18 protein-coding genes and 3 tRNA genes are annotated in these 18,416 nt (G+C 38.6%); 5 read left to right on the forward strand and 16 right to left on the reverse strand.

What is annotated here, in order from left to right; translation table 11 throughout:
- Window positions 1-53 precede the first annotated feature (53 nt).
- Complete coding sequence (locus D8991_RS07080; RefSeq protein WP_120489439.1) at window positions 54-758, reverse strand: porin family protein; 705 nt, start codon at window positions 756-758, stop codon at window positions 54-56.
- Between the two features lie 137 nt (window positions 759-895).
- On the reverse strand, window positions 896-1,126 hold the full coding sequence (locus tag D8991_RS07085) for a helix-turn-helix domain-containing protein (protein ID WP_120489440.1): 231 nt from the start codon (window positions 1,124-1,126) through the stop codon (window positions 896-898).
- Between the two features lie 81 nt (window positions 1,127-1,207).
- Here D8991_RS07085 and D8991_RS07090 point away from each other — a divergent pair, with 81 nt between their 5' ends.
- Window positions 1,208-2,335 carry a hypothetical protein gene (locus tag D8991_RS07090; protein ID WP_120489441.1) on the forward strand — a complete coding sequence of 376 codons (1,128 nt, stop codon included), beginning with the start codon at window positions 1,208-1,210 and terminating at the stop codon, window positions 2,333-2,335.
- A gap of 91 nt (window positions 2,336-2,426) precedes the next feature.
- Here the strand turns inward: D8991_RS07090 and D8991_RS07095 are convergent.
- The 3 genes from D8991_RS07095 to D8991_RS07105 form a co-directional block, all read right to left on the reverse strand.
- Window positions 2,427-2,500: transfer RNA gene (locus tag D8991_RS07095), tRNA-Arg, on the reverse strand.
- Window positions 2,501-2,551: 51 nt separating this feature from the next.
- A tRNA-Pro gene (locus D8991_RS07100) sits at window positions 2,552-2,626 on the reverse strand.
- A 9-nt stretch (window positions 2,627-2,635) separates the two neighbouring features.
- Window positions 2,636-2,720 (reverse strand) — tRNA-Ser (locus D8991_RS07105).
- A gap of 122 nt (window positions 2,721-2,842) precedes the next feature.
- Between D8991_RS07105 and D8991_RS07110 the strand changes: the two genes are divergently transcribed.
- The 3 genes from D8991_RS07110 (at window position 2,843) to D8991_RS07120 (ending at window position 4,971) form a co-directional block, all read left to right on the forward strand.
- Complete coding sequence (locus D8991_RS07110; RefSeq protein WP_120489442.1) at window positions 2,843-3,856, forward strand: N-acetylmuramoyl-L-alanine amidase; 1,014 nt, start codon at window positions 2,843-2,845, stop codon at window positions 3,854-3,856.
- Window position 3,857: 1 nt separating this feature from the next.
- Complete coding sequence (locus D8991_RS07115) at window positions 3,858-4,376, forward strand: nitroreductase family protein (protein ID WP_309568986.1); 519 nt, start codon at window positions 3,858-3,860, stop codon at window positions 4,374-4,376.
- Between the two features lie 178 nt (window positions 4,377-4,554).
- Entirely contained in the window at window positions 4,555-4,971 is a 417-nt protein-coding gene (locus tag D8991_RS07120; RefSeq protein ID WP_245957203.1) for a nucleoside-diphosphate kinase, read from the forward strand.
- Between the two features lie 66 nt (window positions 4,972-5,037).
- Here D8991_RS07120 and tpx read toward each other — a convergent pair whose 3' ends face one another.
- From tpx to D8991_RS07175, 11 genes are all read right to left on the reverse strand, one after another.
- Window positions 5,038-5,535 (reverse strand): thiol peroxidase, encoded by a 498-nt coding sequence (tpx, locus tag D8991_RS07125; protein ID WP_120489443.1) that lies wholly within the window; start codon window positions 5,533-5,535, stop codon window positions 5,038-5,040.
- 200 nt (window positions 5,536-5,735) lie between these two features.
- The gene (gene secD, locus D8991_RS07130) at window positions 5,736-8,618 is read right to left on the reverse strand and encodes a protein translocase subunit SecD (protein ID WP_120489444.1); all 2,883 of its coding nucleotides are present in this window, start codon (window positions 8,616-8,618) and stop codon (window positions 5,736-5,738) included.
- Between the two features lie 140 nt (window positions 8,619-8,758).
- Window positions 8,759-9,673, reverse strand: coding sequence for a dimethylarginine dimethylaminohydrolase family protein (locus tag D8991_RS07135; protein WP_120489445.1), 915 nt, complete (start codon window positions 9,671-9,673; stop codon window positions 8,759-8,761).
- Window positions 9,674-9,858: 185 nt separating this feature from the next.
- A complete protein-coding gene (locus D8991_RS07140) occupies window positions 9,859-11,145 on the reverse strand; it encodes a citrate synthase (RefSeq protein WP_120489446.1) in 1,287 nt (428 codons plus the stop codon).
- A gap of 131 nt (window positions 11,146-11,276) precedes the next feature.
- Entirely contained in the window at window positions 11,277-11,951 is a 675-nt protein-coding gene (locus tag D8991_RS07145) for a superoxide dismutase (protein WP_120489447.1), read from the reverse strand.
- A gap of 22 nt (window positions 11,952-11,973) precedes the next feature.
- Window positions 11,974-12,270, reverse strand: coding sequence for a YHS domain-containing protein (locus D8991_RS07150; RefSeq protein WP_120489448.1), 297 nt, complete (start codon window positions 12,268-12,270; stop codon window positions 11,974-11,976).
- A 125-nt stretch (window positions 12,271-12,395) separates the two neighbouring features.
- Window positions 12,396-12,929: an azurin gene (gene azu, locus D8991_RS07155; protein ID WP_120489449.1), complete on the reverse strand. Its 534-nt coding sequence runs from the start codon at window positions 12,927-12,929 to the stop codon at window positions 12,396-12,398.
- 99 nt (window positions 12,930-13,028) lie between these two features.
- A complete protein-coding gene (gene lpxB / locus D8991_RS07160) occupies window positions 13,029-14,138 on the reverse strand; it encodes a lipid-A-disaccharide synthase (RefSeq protein WP_120489450.1) in 1,110 nt (369 codons plus the stop codon).
- Window positions 14,139-15,539, reverse strand: a complete 1,401-nt coding sequence (gene rlmD, locus D8991_RS07165; RefSeq protein WP_394364119.1) for a 23S rRNA (uracil(1939)-C(5))-methyltransferase RlmD — start codon at window positions 15,537-15,539, stop codon at window positions 14,139-14,141.
- A 175-nt stretch (window positions 15,540-15,714) separates the two neighbouring features.
- Window positions 15,715-16,197, reverse strand: coding sequence for a MoaF-related domain-containing protein (locus D8991_RS07170; protein WP_120489452.1), 483 nt, complete (start codon window positions 16,195-16,197; stop codon window positions 15,715-15,717).
- Between the two features lie 15 nt (window positions 16,198-16,212).
- A complete protein-coding gene (locus D8991_RS07175; protein ID WP_120489453.1) occupies window positions 16,213-16,773 on the reverse strand; it encodes an NAD(P)H-dependent oxidoreductase in 561 nt (186 codons plus the stop codon).
- 398 nt (window positions 16,774-17,171) lie between these two features.
- Between D8991_RS07175 and D8991_RS07180 the strand changes: the two genes are divergently transcribed.
- Window positions 17,172-18,407, forward strand: a complete 1,236-nt coding sequence (locus tag D8991_RS07180; RefSeq protein WP_120489454.1) for an OmpP1/FadL family transporter — start codon at window positions 17,172-17,174, stop codon at window positions 18,405-18,407.
- The last annotated feature ends 9 nt before the right edge of the window (window positions 18,408-18,416 follow it).

Consider the following 18,416-nt stretch of genomic DNA (forward strand, 5'->3'; position numbering starts at 1 on the left):
TTCATAGAGCAATAAAAAAGAAGCCTCCCTTTTGGGGGCTTTTTTTATAATTTTCATCTATAAGGAAGGTTCCATATAAGGTCTATTGCTACATAATGTACTCCGTACTTAGGATTATTTCGCACTTGGTTGTTCATATAGCCAATATCCAGTGTGAGCGCAGCGCTTGGGATATCAAATGAATAGAAAAAGGTATATCGGGTTTCCTTATACTGAAAAGGCGACCAATAAGACGGCTCAGCAGAGATTTTATACCCTGTACTGAAAAATGCTTCTGCCCCAAAATGAAGTTTCTGATTATTTTTTGAAGAAAGCGCATAGGTAAGCTGAGCCTTTACACGAGTTCTCAGTTGCAAGGTTTCATCTGCATTATTAAAATCTGCATCGTAGAATTTCCTCACTTCCTGCCTTAGCGTATTCTTCCATTTCCATCGGTTAAATGGCTTTAAAGTATAACTGTAACGAGCATAAATCTTAAACTCCTGCCTCACACCCTCTTTATTATAAGGTGCTTCATCTGAATATTCATTCTTTCTACTGTAACTAACAGCATAAGTGTATTGATGGTTAGGTGCAAAATCTCTATACATCTCATAATTGAGAATCAAAATTGAGTTTTTAGAAAAGGGATTATCATTATTGGGTTCGCTTGTATTCCCCACTCCGATGTAGGCAAGTGATTTTTTCGTTCCCTCCTCGTTCAGCTGCTTCTTTATTCCCAATGCAGACCAGCTCCCTACATTGGTCTCCTTTCCCAACCCAGGTGGACCGCCTTAGCAATAATAAAAGCAAGGCTCCCTAAAAGACTAAAAATAGTTTTTTTCATAATTTCTATACGATAGATGGCAAATTTAGTATATAAGCCATAATATGAAAGGTTTTCTTTTACTAAAATCTACCTAACAAAAAAGTCTAATAAATCCTTTGGATGAATCTCCAATGCTTCTGAAATTCTAAAAAGAGTAATAATAGTAGGATTAGTTCTTCCTGCTTCTATTCTAGAAATATTGGTTGGGTCTATATTTCCTTCCATTTTGCCAACAAGTTCTACTTGGGAAAGACCTCTCTGAAGCCTAATCTCTTTGATTTTTCGTCCTATATTTTTAAGGATTTCAGATTTTTCCACTTGACTTATTTGACAAGTCAAAACTATTTATTAGCTTTGCTAACCTAAATGCCATATATGGCAATATTAAAATAAATTATTATGGCTTATATTACTATTTCCACTTTTAATCAGTTAACAGGTAACATTAATATTCCAAAAGAATATTGGGAAAAGATTACATTAGAAGAGTTTTTAGATTATCTCTATAATAATGAGCTACTTTATCCTATATTTAATCAACTTGAATTAAATCAATTATGCAATATCAAATTACTCATAAAAGAAGGAGATAATGAGAATATTGAATATTATAAGCCTATTCCTTCTCAAAAAGATACCAAGGATAGGGTATTTTTCAAGGGAAGAGATAATGCTTCATATCACTTATATAAAGATTGTGAATATTTACATCGTAGTTATATTGATTTTACTATTCCTTCTGATATTCAAGAATTAGATTATAAATATCCCGAGAGTGAAGCTGTAATTTTTTTCAGACAGTGGTTTGAGAAATTCATATGGGAAAAAATTGAATACAAAGCAAGAATAGATGATAATTTTTCAGAAAAATATAAGCATCTTATTGATAAAAAACAAAATTTATTAGAGACTTTACATATAATAGATGACGATTTTAACCTTAATGAGTATCATGATATTGTTGAAAGATACAATTCCTTTATTGTTAAAAAATTTGAAGTTTATAAAGATGAAGCTGGAGATTCAATTGTTAAAAATCTTAATCGTGATTATATTATGATGATAAAACATAAAAATACTAGCTATACAGAAATTGAAAGAGAATTCAACATTACAAAAGAAGTAGATAATATTATAAAAGAAAGAAATAAAATATGCCTACCTGAACATTATGGAGAAATTCTTTATAAATTATCGAAATACTCTTACTGTCATAATAAAGAAGAAGAAATATTTGAAATTATTAGAAACCGAAAAGAAGGTGATTCTTATGTTACTTTTATTAAAGAATATTATAGCTTAGAAAATATAAGATCTTTCTGGAAAGAACATTTAAATTTATCAAAAAAGGCAGTAGATATACTAAAAAAATATTTTATATGGACTTATGGAATTGAGGACAAATCATTTGACACAGTATTTCTTCAGAATTTTAATATTTACTGCTGTTACAATTGTCAACAAAGGAGTTTTGATTTTGATTTATTTATTAAAGAATACGAAAAAAACAATAATATTACTAACTAATGATGACTTATTAAAGTTCTTATAATTAGTACTCTCTATACACAACTAAAAAAAGCCCTACAATTCCTTGTAAGGCTTTAATTTCTAAAAGTGAGCGCGAAAGGATTCGAACCTTTGACCGTCTGCTTAGAAGGCAGATGCTCTATCCAGCTGAGCTACGCACCCTTCATTTTGTTATGAGTAATAAGCAAAAACTCCCGAGGGGAAGTTTATTTGTCGGGGTGGCAGGATTCGAACCTGCGACCTCCTGGTCCCAAACCAGGCGCGATGACCGGACTACGCTACACCCCGTTTTCTGTGCGGAGGGTAAGGGATTCGAACCCTTGCGACCCTTTCGGGTCGACAGTTTAGCAAACTGCTCCGTTAACCACTCCGGCAACCCTCCTTGCAATACTTTTTAAGACCGTCTGTTCCTTAATTGCGAGTGCAAATATATAAGAGTTTTTATTATCTGCCAAATTTTTGGGGAAGTTTTTTTTCGTACTTTTGAACCCTAATTTTAACAAAATGATAAAATCAAAATATAATTTATTATTTATCACTTCATTAATGATAAGTGCAGTTTCTTGCTCAACTCAGAATAAAACGCATAAAAAACCAATTCCACACCAACCCAATACCACCACTACCACTACAGAACACAAAAAACCCGAAATTACTCATATAGGGAATTATGATTTTTTCCCTCAAAATATTGCAGACTCTTCTAAGAATAATAATACCACGAGCTACGGTTCCATAGTCTCTGCAAAACCTGCTGGCTATAAAGTAACCAAAGATTACTTCCCTTCTATGGGTCAGAATTTCAGACAGAGATTTCTTATTCTTCATTATACCGCATTAGATAATGAAAAATCTGCAATGGTTCTTACCCAGCAGTCGGTAAGTTCTCATTACCTTGTAAATGATACTAATGACAATGAAATTTATCAGTTGGTCGATGAAAATAAAAGGGCTTTCCACACAGGTATTAGTTACTGGAGAGGCTTTGAGCAGCTTAATGACAACTCGATAGGTATAGAAATAGTGAATAAAGGCTATACCACAGTAGAGGGTAAGAAAGTTTTTGTAGATTATCCTGAATGGCAATTCAGAAAAGTCGCTGCTCTGGCTAAGGATATCATTACAAGGTATCAAATGCCCCCTACCAATGTACTCGGGCACTCAGATATAGCTCCTACAAGAAAGCAAGACCCTGGTCCTACCTTCCCTTGGAAAAGGCTCTATAATGAATATCAAATAGGGATGTGGTATGACGATGCCACTAAGCAATACTTCATCAGCCAGATGACTCCAGAGGAATTCGAAGTACAGCTATCAAGCGCTCCTTTTATATTTAATTATCAAACAATGCTAAAAAATTTCGGCTACAAAATAGAGCTTTCAGGAGCTAATGATACCACTACACAAAAGGTTGTAGAGGCTTTTCAATATCATTTCCGACCAGAAAAATGCGATGGAATAATGGATATAGAAACCTATGCAATACTTCGAGCTCTGCTTCAAAAATATCCTAAATAAGATGATGATGACGGAAATAGAAGTTTTAAAACAGATTATAGAGAAGAGGAAAAGCATTTTTCCAAAAGATTATACCGATAAAGATATCCCTGCACAGGTAGTGGAAGATATCGTCTCCACTGCAAAACTTGCTCCTAATCATAAACGGACAAAACCTTGGAAATTTAAAGTTCTCCGAGGTGAGGAAAAGAAAAAGTTAGGCAAAGAACTCCAAAAGATTTATAAGGATACCGTGCCGCCCAATATGTTCTTAGATAAAAAATATCAGGATATAGGCTTTAAGATAGAAAAAGCGAATGCCGTCGTAGCTTTAATCTGCGAATTCAGTGTAATCGTACCTGAATGGGAGGAAATCGCAGCCGTAGCAATGGCAGTCCAAAATATGTATCTGATGTGTACCGCTTATAACTTGGGCTGCTATTGGAGCTCCCCTGCGTATGTAAATCAGGTAAAGGAAAGTTTCCAAATTGGTGAGAGCCAAAAGTGTTTAGGACTATTCTACATAGGGAGTGTGGATTAGTATAAAATAAAAACCCCGCAGGACGCGGGGTAAAAACTAATAACCATGAAAACTCAAATTAAACATGAGAATCGCTTTCCTTAGTAACAAACCCCGTGCCAAAAACAGTCTGTCAGAAAACAAAAAGCCCTAGCATATAAAACTTTTTTGATTATTTTTGCCCCGAAAAATATGATTTATGTCAGATATTACATTTACAATGATTAAACCCGATGCGGTTCAAGATGGGCATATCGGTGCTATTTTATCAAAAATCACTGAGGCAGGCTTTAAGATAAAAGCATTAAAACTCACTCAACTTACAGTAGATGACGCTAAAAAGTTCTATGCCATACACTCTGAAAGACCATTCTTCGGAGAGCTTGTTGAGTTTATGAGTAGCGGACCCATAGTAGCAGCAGTCTTGGAAAAAGAAAATGCAGTGGAAGATTTCAGAAAGCTGATAGGTGCTACCAACCCTGCCGAAGCTGCTGAGGGAACAATCAGAAAACGGTTTGCAAGAAGCGTAGGAGAGAATGCAGTACACGGTTCGGATTCCGATGAGAATGCTTTAATAGAAGCACAATTCCACTTCTCTGGCAGAGAGATTTTCTAAGAGATGATTAAGAAAAAGCAAAGGGACTTCAAATGAAGTCCCTTTTTTATTTGAATATTTATATTCTTATTTAAGTGCAGCAATTGCAGCATCATAATTCGGCTCATCGGTAAGCTCTGCTACAAGTTCGGTATAGATGATTTTATGAGTTTCATCTGTAACCACCACAGCACGGCTAAGAAGACCTTTTAATGGAGTATCGGTAAGGACTACCCCCAGCCTGTCGCCATAATCAGATCTAAAGTCTGACAAATTGTCTATATTATCCAATCCTTCAGCAGCGCAGAATCTGCTCATTGCAAAAGGGAGATCTCTTGCTACATTAATCACCACTGTATTTTCAAGGTTGGTAGCCTCTACATTAAACTTTCTTGCAGATGCCTGGCACACACCAGTATCTATACTTGGGAAGATATTAAGGACTAATCTTTTCCCTTTAAAATCTGCCAAAGACTTCTCAGAGAGGTCTTGTGCTACGAGTTTAAAATCTGCCAGTGCTGTTCCCACTGCTGGAAGCTCCCCTGAGGTATGAGCTTCATTTCCTTTAAATGTAATTGTTGCCATATTTTTTAATAATATTGGTTAAAACAGTTCAAAGGTAATTAAAAAAAGCTGATAATATTCATAGAAAAAAACTATACCTGCTATAAACCTCCGTAACCACTTTTCAATTTCCCCCTCTACAGCTTACTGCCTGTAAAAAAAAACGAATCGTTCCGCTATCAAAGATAGCGGGACGATTCTATGTCAATTCCAATTTAACTTTATTTATTGGTAGAGGTTCTCCCTGTTACGGTTTCTTCCTTGCCTTTACCCCTAAGGGTGTCATAAGCAATAGCCGAAGCTACGAAGATGGAAGAATATGCCCCAAAGGCAATACCGAGAAGGAGAGCGAAGATAAAGCCTCGAAGATTCTCACCACCGAAAATAAAGATGGAGAGCAATACGAGGAGGGTGGTTATCGTGGTATTGAAAGTTCTCCCCAGCGTGCTGGAAATAGAATCATCAAAGAGACCTGCCAGCGTAAGGGCTTTTTTCTCACGAAGGTACTCACGGATACGGTCAAAGATAATCACGGTATCATTGAGCGAGTAACCAATTACGGTGAGTATTGCGGCTATAAAGTCTTGGTTGATTTCCATATTAAACGGCATTATGGTGTAGAAGAGCGAGTATGCTCCAAGCACGATAATAGCATCGTGAAGGAGAGATGCCACTGCACCGAGAGAGAATTGCCATTTATTAAACCTGATGAGGATGTAAAGGAAGATCGCTGCTAATGATACAACCACTGCCAGCGTACCACCGAGCTTAATATCTTCGGCTACGGAAGGACCTACCTTAGCAGAAGACACGATACCAAACTGAGACTCATCCGAAGATTTAAAGGACTCCAAAGTAGCCTCTTTCGGAAGGAAAGGCTTCAAGCCTTCGAAGAGCTTTTGCTCGATCTCTTGGTCGGTTTCTAGAGATTCATCATCTATCTTATAATCGGTTGTTATTTTAAGCTGTGTATCATTACCGAAAGTCTTTATGTCTACGGTATTATTCTTACCATCTTCGGTTTTGAAAAGCGGAGCAAGGGCAGTTTTAGCCTCATCGAGATTGGCTTTCTTTTCAAGTTTCACTACATAGTTTCTACCTCCTTCAAAATCTACCCCGAACTTAAATCCATTAATAGCGATAGATGCAAGGCAGATAACGGTAAGGATAGTAGAGAAGATATACGCATATTTCCTCTTACCGATAAAGTCTATCCAAGTGTTTCTAAACAGGTTTTTAGTAGGAGCCGTCCATACCGAAAGAGGTTTTCCTTTCTCCAGCCTGTTGAATATCATCACCCTTGCAAGACCGATATTGGTAAAGAATGTCATCACAATACCGATAATCAAGGTAACAGCAAAGCCTTTAATAGGCCCCGTACCGAAAATATAGAGTACGATAGCCGTAAGAATAGTAGTAAGGTGACCATCAAAAATAGCCCAGAAAGCGTGTTTAAAGCCATCTTTATAAGCTTGAAGGATGTTTTTCCCTGTAAAAAGCTCTTCTTTTGTTCTTTCATAAATGATGACATTGGTATCCACTGCCACTGCCATTGAGAGTACGATACCCGCAATACCTGGCAGGGTAAGGGTAAAGTCCCCAGAATCCATTATACCAAAGATGTAGAAGAGGTTAAATATCATTGCAATTACAGCATATACCCCTGCCCCACCATAGTAGAAAATAATATAGACAATCATCACTACAAATGCGATAAGGAAGGATACAAGACCTGCATTAATAGATTCTTGCCCAAGTGAAGGACCTACTACATCTGCCTGTACTACTTTAGCACCTGCCGGGAGCTTACCTGCACCGAGTACATTCACCAAATCCTGAGCTTCGTCTTGAGTAAAGCTACCCGAGATTTGAGTTCTACCATTAGGGATCACACTCTGAACCGTAGGTGCAGTATATACGCTGTTATCCAAAGTTACCGCAACTGGTTTTTTGAGGTTTTTCTCCGTCATTGTTTTCCAGTCTTTTGCTCCTTTAGAATCCATCTGCATATCTACTACTATCCTACCAATCTGGTCATACGAGATATTTGCAGACTCTACGGCACCGTCTACTGGTGCTTTTTGGTTGATATTCCCTTTTATAGCATAAAGTGTAAGATGGTCTGGCGATTCAGACTCTGGCTTATACCCCCACATAAACTGTGTATATCTAAGGTTAGCAGGTCTGAGTTTAATAGCCACTTCGCTGTTAAGGAGTTTATTTACAGCCGCGGTATCCGATAGTTTTACATTCGCAATTCCATTGGAATACAATCGCTGAGAAAAGAGTACTTTTTCTAAGTTGATATTTTTATCTACACCTATGGAATCTCCTTTTGTAGAAACGGCAGCTTGTAACTGCTGTATGTATGGAGCAACTTCCTCCCCGAGCTGTACTTCCCAGAATTGGAGTTTAGCAGATGATTGGAGCATTTTCTTTACTCTATCTATATCTTTTACCCCAGGCATTTCTACAGAAATCCTACCTGTACCTGGCACTCTCTGTACATTCGGCTGTACAGAAGCATTCATCTTCTCGATACGGGTACGGATAACTTCAAAGGCAGTACCTACCGACTGATCTATTCTTGTTTTTACGATTTTCTTTACCTGCTCATCAGTGGTATTGTACTTTACAGCAGGCAGGTTTATATTCCCAAATACTTCTGGGTCTGCGAGTTTAAGGTTCGCTTGTTTTTCCTGATTTACTTTATCAAACTGCTCAAAAAAGAGATCTATATATGCCTTAGCAGAGCTTTTAGAGACTTTGTCTGTTCTGTTAAGCGCCTCTATTACCACTGGGTTTGCGGTGTAATTGGTAAGGTCATTTACTAAATCTCTCTGATTGATTTCCAAAAGAACATTGATACCACCTTTAAGGTCAAGACCGAGTTTCATCTCTTTTTCCTTCGCTTTGGAGTAGTAAAGTTTCGTGTAGTAAAGGTCTAAGGTATCCTCTTTAATTCTTTTAATTTCCTTCTCATTGCCCTTTGCAGCGGCTATTTTTTCCTCAGTTCTCGCAACATACCAAGTTGGTAACAGTTCATTGAGGCAAATAAGCCCTAATACAATGGCAATGGTAACGATAAGTCCTTTTCCTTGCATTTTAATACAACATTAATTTTAACAGTCGGCAAATATAATCATTTTCTTTAAAGCAAATGGGGTTCAAGTAGATTAATTAAGCTAAAAATCATAAAAAAAATCCCCACTTACTGAGTGGAGATTATTATAATTATCATTTTTTATTCCCTTACCAGTGGCATTGTGGAGCATCTCAAGAGACCGCCCATTTTAGAGATTTCCCTGTAGGGTATTTCCTCTACGCTAAGGTTCCAAACCTCTCTAAGATGATTATTCATACGCGTAAAAGCAGAGTCTGAAACCACAACTTCTGGTGAAATAGAGAAGATATTCGGGTTCATAGCAAACATCTCTTCATCCGTAACCTGGAAGCAATTTTCCTCACCAAAAATATCCAATATCAAGTGAAAATCATCCTTATCTACAAAGCCATTAGGATATACAATACACTTGTCTTCACCTACAGGATTAAAGGTACAATCCAAATGCAAAATCCCCTTATACGGCTCTTTATCATTCTTTTTTAGGTCAAAATCTATTATTCTTTTCTTTGGGAAAAACTCTTTAAGAATATCAATCGCATATTCATTGGTTCGTGCAGTTTTAAAATTTCTGTAATCTTCACTATAGCAAGTTCCTACAAAAATAAAATCATTCCACACAATCACATCTCCACCTTCTATATGCGCTCTTTCTGGGAGGTTAATAAGGCTTCTCCAATCTATCTTTTCAAAGATTTTAGAGTATGCGTGCTGCTCATTTGCCCTATCAGAAATCAGATTAGAAATAATCATCTTATCCTCTATCACGAAAGCTACATCCCGTGCAAAAACCTGGTTATAATCCTCTATCACATCGGGTCTAAGAACTTCTACACCATATTTTTTAAGGATATTTTCAAAAATACTCATTTCATCCACAATATCTTTCTCTGTAGGATAGATATTATGCAGAATGGTGTGGTAAGATTTCGCATCATAGCTCTCTTCCAGCGTGGGAATGGCTCCCATAGAAGCGGGCTGACCCAGCACTACCGACCTTAAACGCCCCGTTTCGTTCTTGATATTAAGTTTCATAAAAAATCTACTTGTGCCAAAAGTAGAGAAATTCAAAAAAATACACAAATACAGCTACTCAATATCCATATTAAAAGTATCTTATGGACAATGCCCTCGGCTGGCAATAGCATAAAAAATAAGAGCCAGTATTTTTTAATACTGGCTCCTTATTTATGAAAAAAACTATTAAAAATTCTTACTGATTAGCGCGCTTCAATAGGGATGTACTCTCTTTTTGGAGCACCTTGGTATACTTGTCTTGGTCTTCCAATTGGGTCGCCTTTCAGCCTCATTTCTTTCCATTGAGAGATCCATCCTGGTAATCTTCCGAGGGCAAACATTACCGTAAACATTTCCGTAGGTATGCCCAGTGCTCGGTAGATAATTCCAGAGTAGAAATCCACATTCGGATAGAGTTTTCTCTCTACAAAGTACTCATCTTCCAGCGCTACTCTTTCGAGTTGCATAGCAATGTCTAGTGCTTTATCGTGGAGGCCTAATTTATCCAATATATCGTGAGCAGATTTCTTAATGATTTTTGCTCTCGGGTCAAAGTTCTTATACACCCTATGACCAAAGCCCATCAGCCTAAATTTATCGTCTTTATCTTTTGCTTTTGCTACGAATTTCGCTACATCTCCGCCGTCTTTTTCTATCATTTCGAGCATCTCAATTACCGCTTGATTAGCTCCTCCGTGCAGAGGCCCCCAAAGCGCAGACACCCCTGCAGAGATAGAAGCAAACAATCCTGTATGCGCAGAACCTACCATTCTCACAGTAGAAGTAGAGCAGTTTTGCTCGTGATCTGCGTGGAGGATGAGCAGCTTATCCAAAGCATTTACAATAACTGGGTCGCTCTCAAACTCTTCATTTGGCAGTCGGAACATCATTCGGTAGAAGTTCTCTACATAGTCTAATGAATTATCTCCGTGATTGAGCGGAAGCCCTTTGGTCTTTCTATAAGTCCAAGCAGCGAGGTGGGCAAATTTCGCAATAAGCATCTCTGCAGCATGGTCAAGATCCTCCTTAGACTGAACATTTACCGCCCTTGGGTTGAATGCCGTAAGCGAAGATGTAAGCGTAGAAAGTACCCCCATAGGGTGCGCAGAACGAGGGAAAGCATCCAGCACTTTCTTCATTTCCTCTGCCACATAGTTATATACTTTAATACTTTTATTGAATTTATCAAACTCCGCCTGCGTAGGAAGCTCTCCGTGAAGCAAAAGATACATTACCTCTGTAAAGTTTGACTTTTCGGCAACTTGCTCAATAGGATACCCCCTATAATAGAGCTCTCCATTATCCCCATCCAAATAAGTAACTTGGCTAATTGTAGCTCCCGTATTCTTATATCCTAAATCAAGAGTAATGAGCCCCGTATCACTTCTAAGTTTAGAGATATCTATACCTCTATCACCAATTACACTGTCTATGATAGGATACTCAAACGATTTTCCATCATAGCTTAATACAACTTTATTTTCTGACATATCTTAAAATTTTTCGTTAAATGTAAGAGTATTTTCACAAACAGCAAAATTATTTTTTTAAATAAAATATAAAAAAGCATAAAATTCAATAGAATCTTATGCTTTTACAAACAAAATATCTAATATGAAAATCACTTTCTTCTTAGAGCAACTTCATACCTTTTGCTCACCTCTTTCCAATTGATGATATCCCAGATGGCAGCAAGATAATCATTCCTCTTGTTTTGATATTTCAGATAGTAAGCATGCTCCCATACATCAATCCCAAGAATAGGCGTACCCTTCACTTCCGCCACATCCATAAGAGGATTATCCTGATTAGGAGTAGAGCTTACTACAAGTTTTCCATCTTTGGTCACCACAAGCCATGCCCAGCCAGAACCAAATCTCGTAGCACCTGCTTTGCTTAGCTCTTCTTTCAGCTTATCTATACTTCCAAAAGTCTTATCTATCGCTTTGCTTAGCTGTGCAGAGGGCTTTGTATTCTTCTCGGGAGTAAGAACTGTCCAGAAAAGCTCGTGGTTGTAATGCCCGCCAGCATTATTTCTAATCCCTACATTCAAAGTGGAAACCTTAGACAAAATCTGAGGTAAAGATTCCTTTTCTAAAGGTGTACCTGCTATTGCCTTATTAAGATTGGCTACATAACCTGCCGCATGCTTTGTATAATGGATTTCCATCGTCTCGGCATCAATAGAGCCTTCGAGTGCATTATAAGCATATGGAAGCGGTGTTTGCTTAAACTGTGCAAAAATACTTTGTGCAAATAACAAAGTTCCAATTACTGTTAATTTAGTAATGTTCATAATTTAAAAATATCTATCTTTTTTATTTTACTGCATATTTTTCAGGGTCTTTCTTAAATTCTGCCTTACAATGAGCAGAGCAAAAACCATATACATCACCTTTATAATGAAGGGTATCTTTAAGGTGTTCAGCAGTTTTCATTTGGCAAATAGGATCTATTTCATTTACCACTTTTACATTCGTAAGATCTGGCTTTTTCTGATCACCCATTTCCTCAGTAGCCATATGTTCATGATGATGTTCCTCTGGCTGCTGCTTAGAGCAAGAAACAAATAGCATTGCTCCTGCTATTACTGATAAGTACGCTAAATTTTTCATATTGGTATTATTTATAAGTTCAAATATGATTCAAAAGTAAGACTTTTAAATTAATAAACAAGAAAATACATAAAAAAAGTAGCCCAAATAATTTGAGCTACTCTATTTTAATATTCAGAAAAAAATTATTCTGCAACAATCTTTCCTTTCATCATACTATAATGACCAGGGAAAGAGCAAAGGAACTCATAAGTTCCTGGTTCCAAGGTAAACTTAACAGTATCCTCTTCACCTCCACCAATGGTTTTAGTGTGTGCAATGATATCTGCATCTCCATCAGGGATATAATCAGTATCCTTAGCTTTCATTGCTTTTTCAGCAAATGCAGGGATATCTACACCTGGTTTTAGAAGAACGAAGTTGTGCCCCATTACTTCCTTAGGTTGCTTACCTGTGTGTTTTAGAGTTAGAGTAACTTCTTCACCAGCTTTTACTTTAAACTCAGTTTGAAGAAACTTCATATCATCTGTACTTTCAAGAAGTAAAGTGTTTGAAGTTTCTGGAGTAGCTGCTGCATCAGCAGAAGCATCTTCAGTTGCTGGAGCCGCCTCTTCAGTTGCTGGAGCTGTCTCCTCAGTTGAATCTTTTTTTTCTCCACCACAAGCGACTAATGCAGCAGAAAGGAAAAGTACTCCTAATAGTTGGATTGACTTTTTCATAGATGTTTAATTTAATTGATAATTTAGAAATAATAAATTTTACACTGCAAATCTAAATACAATATATTTAACCTCCAAAAAATAAATTCATTTTTTCGCTTACAATAATGCTTTAATGATAACCATTGCTGCTTTATCACTCGCTCCTTTTCCTCCTAATTTATTCTGTAATTCTTTATAATCCAAGAGTATTCTCTCTCTATTCTCATATAAAACTTTGTGAAGTTCTCCTACTAAATTATCTGTGGTCAGCTCATCCTGAATTAATTCTTTTACCACTTCTTTATTCATAATTAAATTAACCAAAGAGATGTACTTTATGTTTCTAATGAGCCATTTTCCTATGTGGTAAGACACTTTACTGCCACGGTAGCACACTACTTCTGGAACATTCAGCAGAGCTGTCTCCAAAGTCGCCGTACCAGAGGTAACCAATGCTGCCGAAGAGCATCTAAGCAGGTCATAAGTACGGTTAGAGACAAAGTGTACATCATCATCTACATATTTTTGATAGAATTCTCTCGGTAGGCTTGGTGCTCCTGCTATAACAAATTGATAATCCTCAAATCTCTCCCTTACAGAAAGCATTATGGAGAGCATTTTCTCCACCTCCTGTTTTCTTGAGCCGGGGAGCAGTGCTATAATTTCTTTATCATTAAGATTAAACTCCTTTTTAAACTCGTCTTTACTGATGGGTTTCAAATCCGAAATAGCATCTAAGAGAGGGTGCCCTACGAACTGAGCCTTATTATACTGATGTTTTTTGTAAAAATCCTCTTCAAAAGGGAGGATTACCAGCATTTCATCTACATATTTCTTAATAATATTCACTCTTCCTTCTTTCCAAGCCCAAAGTTGGGGCGATATATAATAAACCACCCGTATTCCGAGGCTTTTAGCGAACTTTGCAATCCTCAGGTTGAAGCCAGGATAGTCTATCAGCACCAATGTATCAGGGAGGTAGTTTTTTAGGTCTTCTTTGCAGAATTTTATGTTTTTAAGTATTGTTCTGATGTTTTTTGCCACCTCTAAAAAGCCCATAAAAGCCAGATCTCTATAATGTTTTACGAGTGTTCCGCCCACGCTTTCCATTAAATCTCCTCCCCAAAACCTAAATTCAGCGTTGGGGTCTTGTTTTAGTATGGCTTTCATCAGGTTACTACCGTGCAAATCCCCAGATGCCTCGCCTGCAATGATATAATACTTCATTTATTTCTTTATTAAGAGGGCTATATTCTCTATATGATGGGTTTGTGGGAACATATCTACGGGGAGTATCTTCACCAGTTTATAGTCGTCTTTCATCAGGGCGATGTCTCTCGCTTGTGTAGCCGAGTTGCAGCTCACATAGACGATTTTTTCAGGTGAAAGTTTAAGGATTTGCTCTACAACTTTTGGGTGCATCCCATCTCTCGGAGGGTCGGTGATGAGTACATCGGCTTTGGGGTGGCGAGCGAGAAATTCCTCTGTAAAAACCTCCTTCATATCCCCACAGTAGAAGGTACAGTTCGCAAGTCCGTTGAGTTTTGCGTGCTCCGTAGCGGCATCTATCGCTTCTTGTACGGATTCTATCCCGATAACCTGCTTTGCGTTCTGAGCTACATATTGAGCGATCGTTCCTGTGCCAGTATAGAGGTCATAAACCACTTCATTGCCCTTTAAATCGGCAAATTCGAGCGTCTTTCTGTAAAGTTCGAGCGCTTGTTTATAGTTGGTTTGGAAGAAGGACTTCGCACCAACCTTAAACTTAAGCCCATCCATCTCTTCCATCAGAAATCCATCGCCATAATAGGTTTTAATCTCCAAATCATACACAGAATCATTGCCTTTTGGGTTGATGGCATACACCAATGTCTTAATCTGGGGGAATTTTGAGAGGATAAAGTCAAAGAGTTTCTTCCTATTTTCCTCCTCCTCGCGGAAGAGTTGGAAGACTACCATCCATTCGCCCTTAGAATTTTGCCTCATCATCAGCGTTCGGAGGAATCCATCTTGGTTTTTCAGATCGTAGAACGCCATTCCGTGTTTTTCTGCGAAGGAGCGCACCGCTATTCTCAGTTCATTAGAAGGGTCTTCCTGCAAGTAGCAGTTTTTCAGGTCTAAAACCTTGCTCCACATCCCAGGTATATGAAATCCGAGCGCATTTTTATCGTTAATATCTTGCTGCGAGCTCACCTCTTGTGGGGTAAGCCAGCGGGCGTTTGAGAACGAGAACTCCATTTTGTTTCGGTAGTAGTATTGCTCCTCTGAGCCGAGGATAGGCACCAGCTCAAAATCATCCACACCACCGATTCTCCTAATATTATTCAGCACCTCGTCCTGTTTGAAGTAGAGTTGCTTCTCATAGCTCAGGTTTTGCCACTTACAGCCCCCGCAAACACCGAAATGCTCACATTTTGGCTCTACTCTGTCCGCCGAATACTCCAAAATCTCCGCTACTTCGCCTTCTATGTACTTGGATTTGGACTTCCTCACCCTCACATTTACGCTATCACCAGGTACAGCGCCCGTTACGAGTACCGTTTTCCCTTCCTCCGTCCGTCCTATTGCCACTCCTTTCGCACCTGCGGCAAAGAGTTTTATATTTTCTAAAATCTTGTTTTTCTTCATCTTGCTAATGGCTTAGATTCTAATAAGAACCTGCAAATGTACCACTTTTTTATTGTTCAGTAAGGATTAAAGATTAATAGACAAACAGTCGCTCCATTGTATAAATAAAATCCCTCCGATTTGGAGGGAAGAATTTTATTTTAAAAATCTATTATTTAGAGTTATAGATTCAAATTTAAGGTTTTAGACTGAATTTCCCCTCGAGGGAGCGGACTTCTCTTTCGTTTCCTTCATTATAAGCCTCCTCTCCCTCATTATAAATACTTAGTAAGACGCTGGCGCTTCCTTTTTCAGTGTCGATGAGCTGGCTTACAGCAGTACCGTCGTCCTCCACCCAATGAACCAAAAATTGGGTGTCGCTGATTTGTTTTATCCCAGCAGTGGAGGTTTCCTCTAAGGTATTTCCATCTATATCGGTAGTCTTCCAGCGGACTTTCGTGGGGCTAATGTATTCTACCTCAGCAACAAAATCGGGGTAGGTGATCGTAGCCTTCTTACCGATGATGTTGATGGGTGTTTTAGCTGCGCTAAGGTTCTCGCTTTGGGAATTATCCTCTGCTTTCTCGTGATTTATGCCCGTTTTCTGGTCAGCATTGTTGGGCTTCTCGCAAGAGAGGATAAAGAATGCGGAGAGGCTGATGATGATTGCTTTTTTCATACGGATAAGGTGGTTTTAGAGGTTAGAAATCTGGTCAAATACTTGCCGTGCGTGGTCTTTAGCCTTAGATTGAAGCGCTGTAAGGGCGGATTCTGGCGATAGACCAGGGAGATACATCATCCCGAAAGAAATTACAGGGTCGAGGAGGCTGAGCTGGCAGAGCGCTGCGGTTTCTTTGTGGGGTGGCAGGAGGTTTTCAAAGGGTTTTTCTCCTTCGTTCTCAGGGGTATAGTCCTCTACGCCAGCGCCAGCAGTAAAGGAGAGGATGAGCTTCTTGCCTTTGAGCTTATCGCCTGTGCTTCCGTAGGCAAAGCCGTAGGTGAAGACATCATCTATCCATTTTTTGAGGATTGCAGGCACTGAATACCAGTAAACTGGCGCTTGCCACACGATTACATCGGCGTTTAGGAGTTTCTTCTGCTCTGCTTCTACGGCGATTTTGAAATCTGGGTAGAGCGCCCCGAGATCACTCACTTCCGCATTGGGAAGGAGGTGTTTCAGTTCGTCTATTATCGCTTTATTGGCGTTAGATTGGGCTAAATTAGGGTGCCCACTTACGATGAGTACGCTTTTCATTGGTTCTTTAATTTTCTATTTATTAATAAGAGGACAAAGGTAAATCATTAATCTGAATAAAAATCTTAATTTAAATTAAGATTTTAGAGAAGAGACATTTAAATGGTAAAATAGAAATATAGCTATCAATGTTCAAATGATAAAATCTCAATATTTAAATACAGTTTCTTCCTTTGAAGAAAGAATAAACAAGAGATAGACAATCTTTATCAACAGAAAATTAGATATTGTTTAATATTAAACAAAAATATTTAATTCTATATTATATATATTATTTACAAGCAATTATCATTATTAAATGAATTAAACGATATAATATTTTATAGATTTTGTTTAATAAATCTTATGTTTTGAATAATGATTATTATATCTTTGGGCGATTATTTTTAAAATTAGTTATGAAAAAACTCGTTATTAGCGCATCATTACTGGCTGGTACGGTGGTCTTTGCAGGAGGATTTAAGGTTTCTCTGCAAGGCGTAAGGCAGCTAGCGATGGCACACACTTCAGCACACGCAGAAGACGCCAGTATTGCATTCTTTAACCCTGCGGGGATGTCATTTATCCCCTCAAAACTGAGTGTAGTAGCGGGAGGCTTCGGGGTAACCTCTACTATTGAGTACCAAAACCCGCACACACTGGAGAATCACAAGACAAATAACCCTCTGGGCACGCCGCTCTACGCTGCGGTCGCTTATAAAGTGGTGGATGAGGTCTCTGTGGGCTTCAGCTTCGCTACGCCGTTCGGAAGTACGGTAGATTGGGGGGAAGAATGGAGTGGTAAGGATATCGTACAGAAAATGCAGCTGAAAAGTTTCTTTTTTCAGCCGATGGTATCCGTAAAACTGGCGCCTTGGGTATCGCTGGGCGGTAGCTACATCTACGCAAAAGGTTCGGTAGATTGGGATAAGGCGGTTACCCTACTCGGAGGAAGTCTAAACATAAAAGATGAGAAAGCCAGTGGAAGTGGCTTCGGTCTGGGTTTCTATTTTCAGCCTGATGACAATCTGAATGTCAGTATTGCATACAGAAGTCCTGTGGATATGAAGGCGGAGAACGGAAAAGTGAGCTTTAATGTGGCGCCAAGCCTCTACTCGGTTCTCGGGCTCGATGCAAATGGGCAAGATTCCTTTAAAGCGACGCTCCCATTAGTGGATGAATACACACTTGCCGCTTCGTATAGAATAACGCCTAAGTGGAAAGTGGCTGCGGACTTCAATTATACGGGCTGGGACGGCTATGATAAGCTTACCCTCGATTTTGAAAACGCTAAAATCGGGAACCACCCGAGCGACCCTACCGTTTTGGTATCTGACAAGAACTTTAAGAGCACGAGAACCGTTAGACTCGGGACGGAATACAAATTTAATGAGCTCATCACGGGTAGATTGGGCTGGTATTGGGACGAATCTCCGTACGCGGACAAAGATTTTATCCCCGAAACGCCTTCATTTAATATGAATGTTCTCACCGCTGGGGTAGGTTTTAACTTTAAATCCTTCGGAATCGATTTGGCAGCGGCAAGAGCCTTCCAACAAAGCAGAAAATTTAATAACGAACAATACAACTTCTCTGGACAAGCGAAATCGAAGGCTTACTACTTCGGCTTGGGCATCAGATATAACCTCAAATAAGAAAAATGA

It is taken from the genome of Bergeyella cardium, assembly GCF_003614945.1.
Taxonomy (GTDB): Bacteria; Bacteroidota; Bacteroidia; order Flavobacteriales; family Weeksellaceae; genus Bergeyella_A; species Bergeyella_A cardium.

Excerpts from the sequence above, each read along its gene's own strand:
- rlmD (WP_394364119.1), bottom strand. The coding sequence starts at position 15,539 with ATGAAGAAAAACAAGATTTTAGAAAATATAAAACTCTTTGCCGCAGGT.
- D8991_RS07120 (WP_245957203.1), top strand. The coding sequence starts at position 4,555 with ATGTCAGATATTACATTTACAATGATTAAACCCGATGCGGTTCAAGAT.
- D8991_RS07175 (WP_120489453.1), bottom strand. The coding sequence starts at position 16,773 with ATGAAAAGCGTACTCATCGTAAGTGGGCACCCTAATTTAGCCCAATCT.
- secD (WP_120489444.1), bottom strand. The coding sequence starts at position 8,618 with ATGCAAGGAAAAGGACTTATCGTTACCATTGCCATTGTATTAGGGCTT.
- tpx (WP_120489443.1), bottom strand. The coding sequence starts at position 5,535 with ATGGCAACAATTACATTTAAAGGAAATGAAGCTCATACCTCAGGGGAG.
- D8991_RS07145 (WP_120489447.1), bottom strand. The coding sequence starts at position 11,951 with ATGAACATTACTAAATTAACAGTAATTGGAACTTTGTTATTTGCACAA.
- D8991_RS07170 (WP_120489452.1), bottom strand. The coding sequence starts at position 16,197 with ATGAAAAAAGCAATCATCATCAGCCTCTCCGCATTCTTTATCCTCTCT.
- D8991_RS07140 (WP_120489446.1), bottom strand. The coding sequence starts at position 11,145 with ATGTCAGAAAATAAAGTTGTATTAAGCTATGATGGAAAATCGTTTGAG.
- D8991_RS07090 (WP_120489441.1), top strand. The coding sequence starts at position 1,208 with ATGGCTTATATTACTATTTCCACTTTTAATCAGTTAACAGGTAACATT.
- D8991_RS07150 (WP_120489448.1), bottom strand. The coding sequence starts at position 12,270 with ATGAAAAATTTAGCGTACTTATCAGTAATAGCAGGAGCAATGCTATTT.
- azu (WP_120489449.1), bottom strand. The coding sequence starts at position 12,929 with ATGAAAAAGTCAATCCAACTATTAGGAGTACTTTTCCTTTCTGCTGCA.
- D8991_RS07135 (WP_120489445.1), bottom strand. The coding sequence starts at position 9,673 with ATGAAACTTAATATCAAGAACGAAACGGGGCGTTTAAGGTCGGTAGTG.
- D8991_RS07115 (WP_309568986.1), top strand. The coding sequence starts at position 3,858 with ATGATGATGACGGAAATAGAAGTTTTAAAACAGATTATAGAGAAGAGG.
- D8991_RS07180 (WP_120489454.1), top strand. The coding sequence starts at position 17,172 with ATGAAAAAACTCGTTATTAGCGCATCATTACTGGCTGGTACGGTGGTC.
- D8991_RS07110 (WP_120489442.1), top strand. The coding sequence starts at position 2,843 with ATGATAAAATCAAAATATAATTTATTATTTATCACTTCATTAATGATA.
- lpxB (WP_120489450.1), bottom strand. The coding sequence starts at position 14,138 with ATGAAGTATTATATCATTGCAGGCGAGGCATCTGGGGATTTGCACGGT.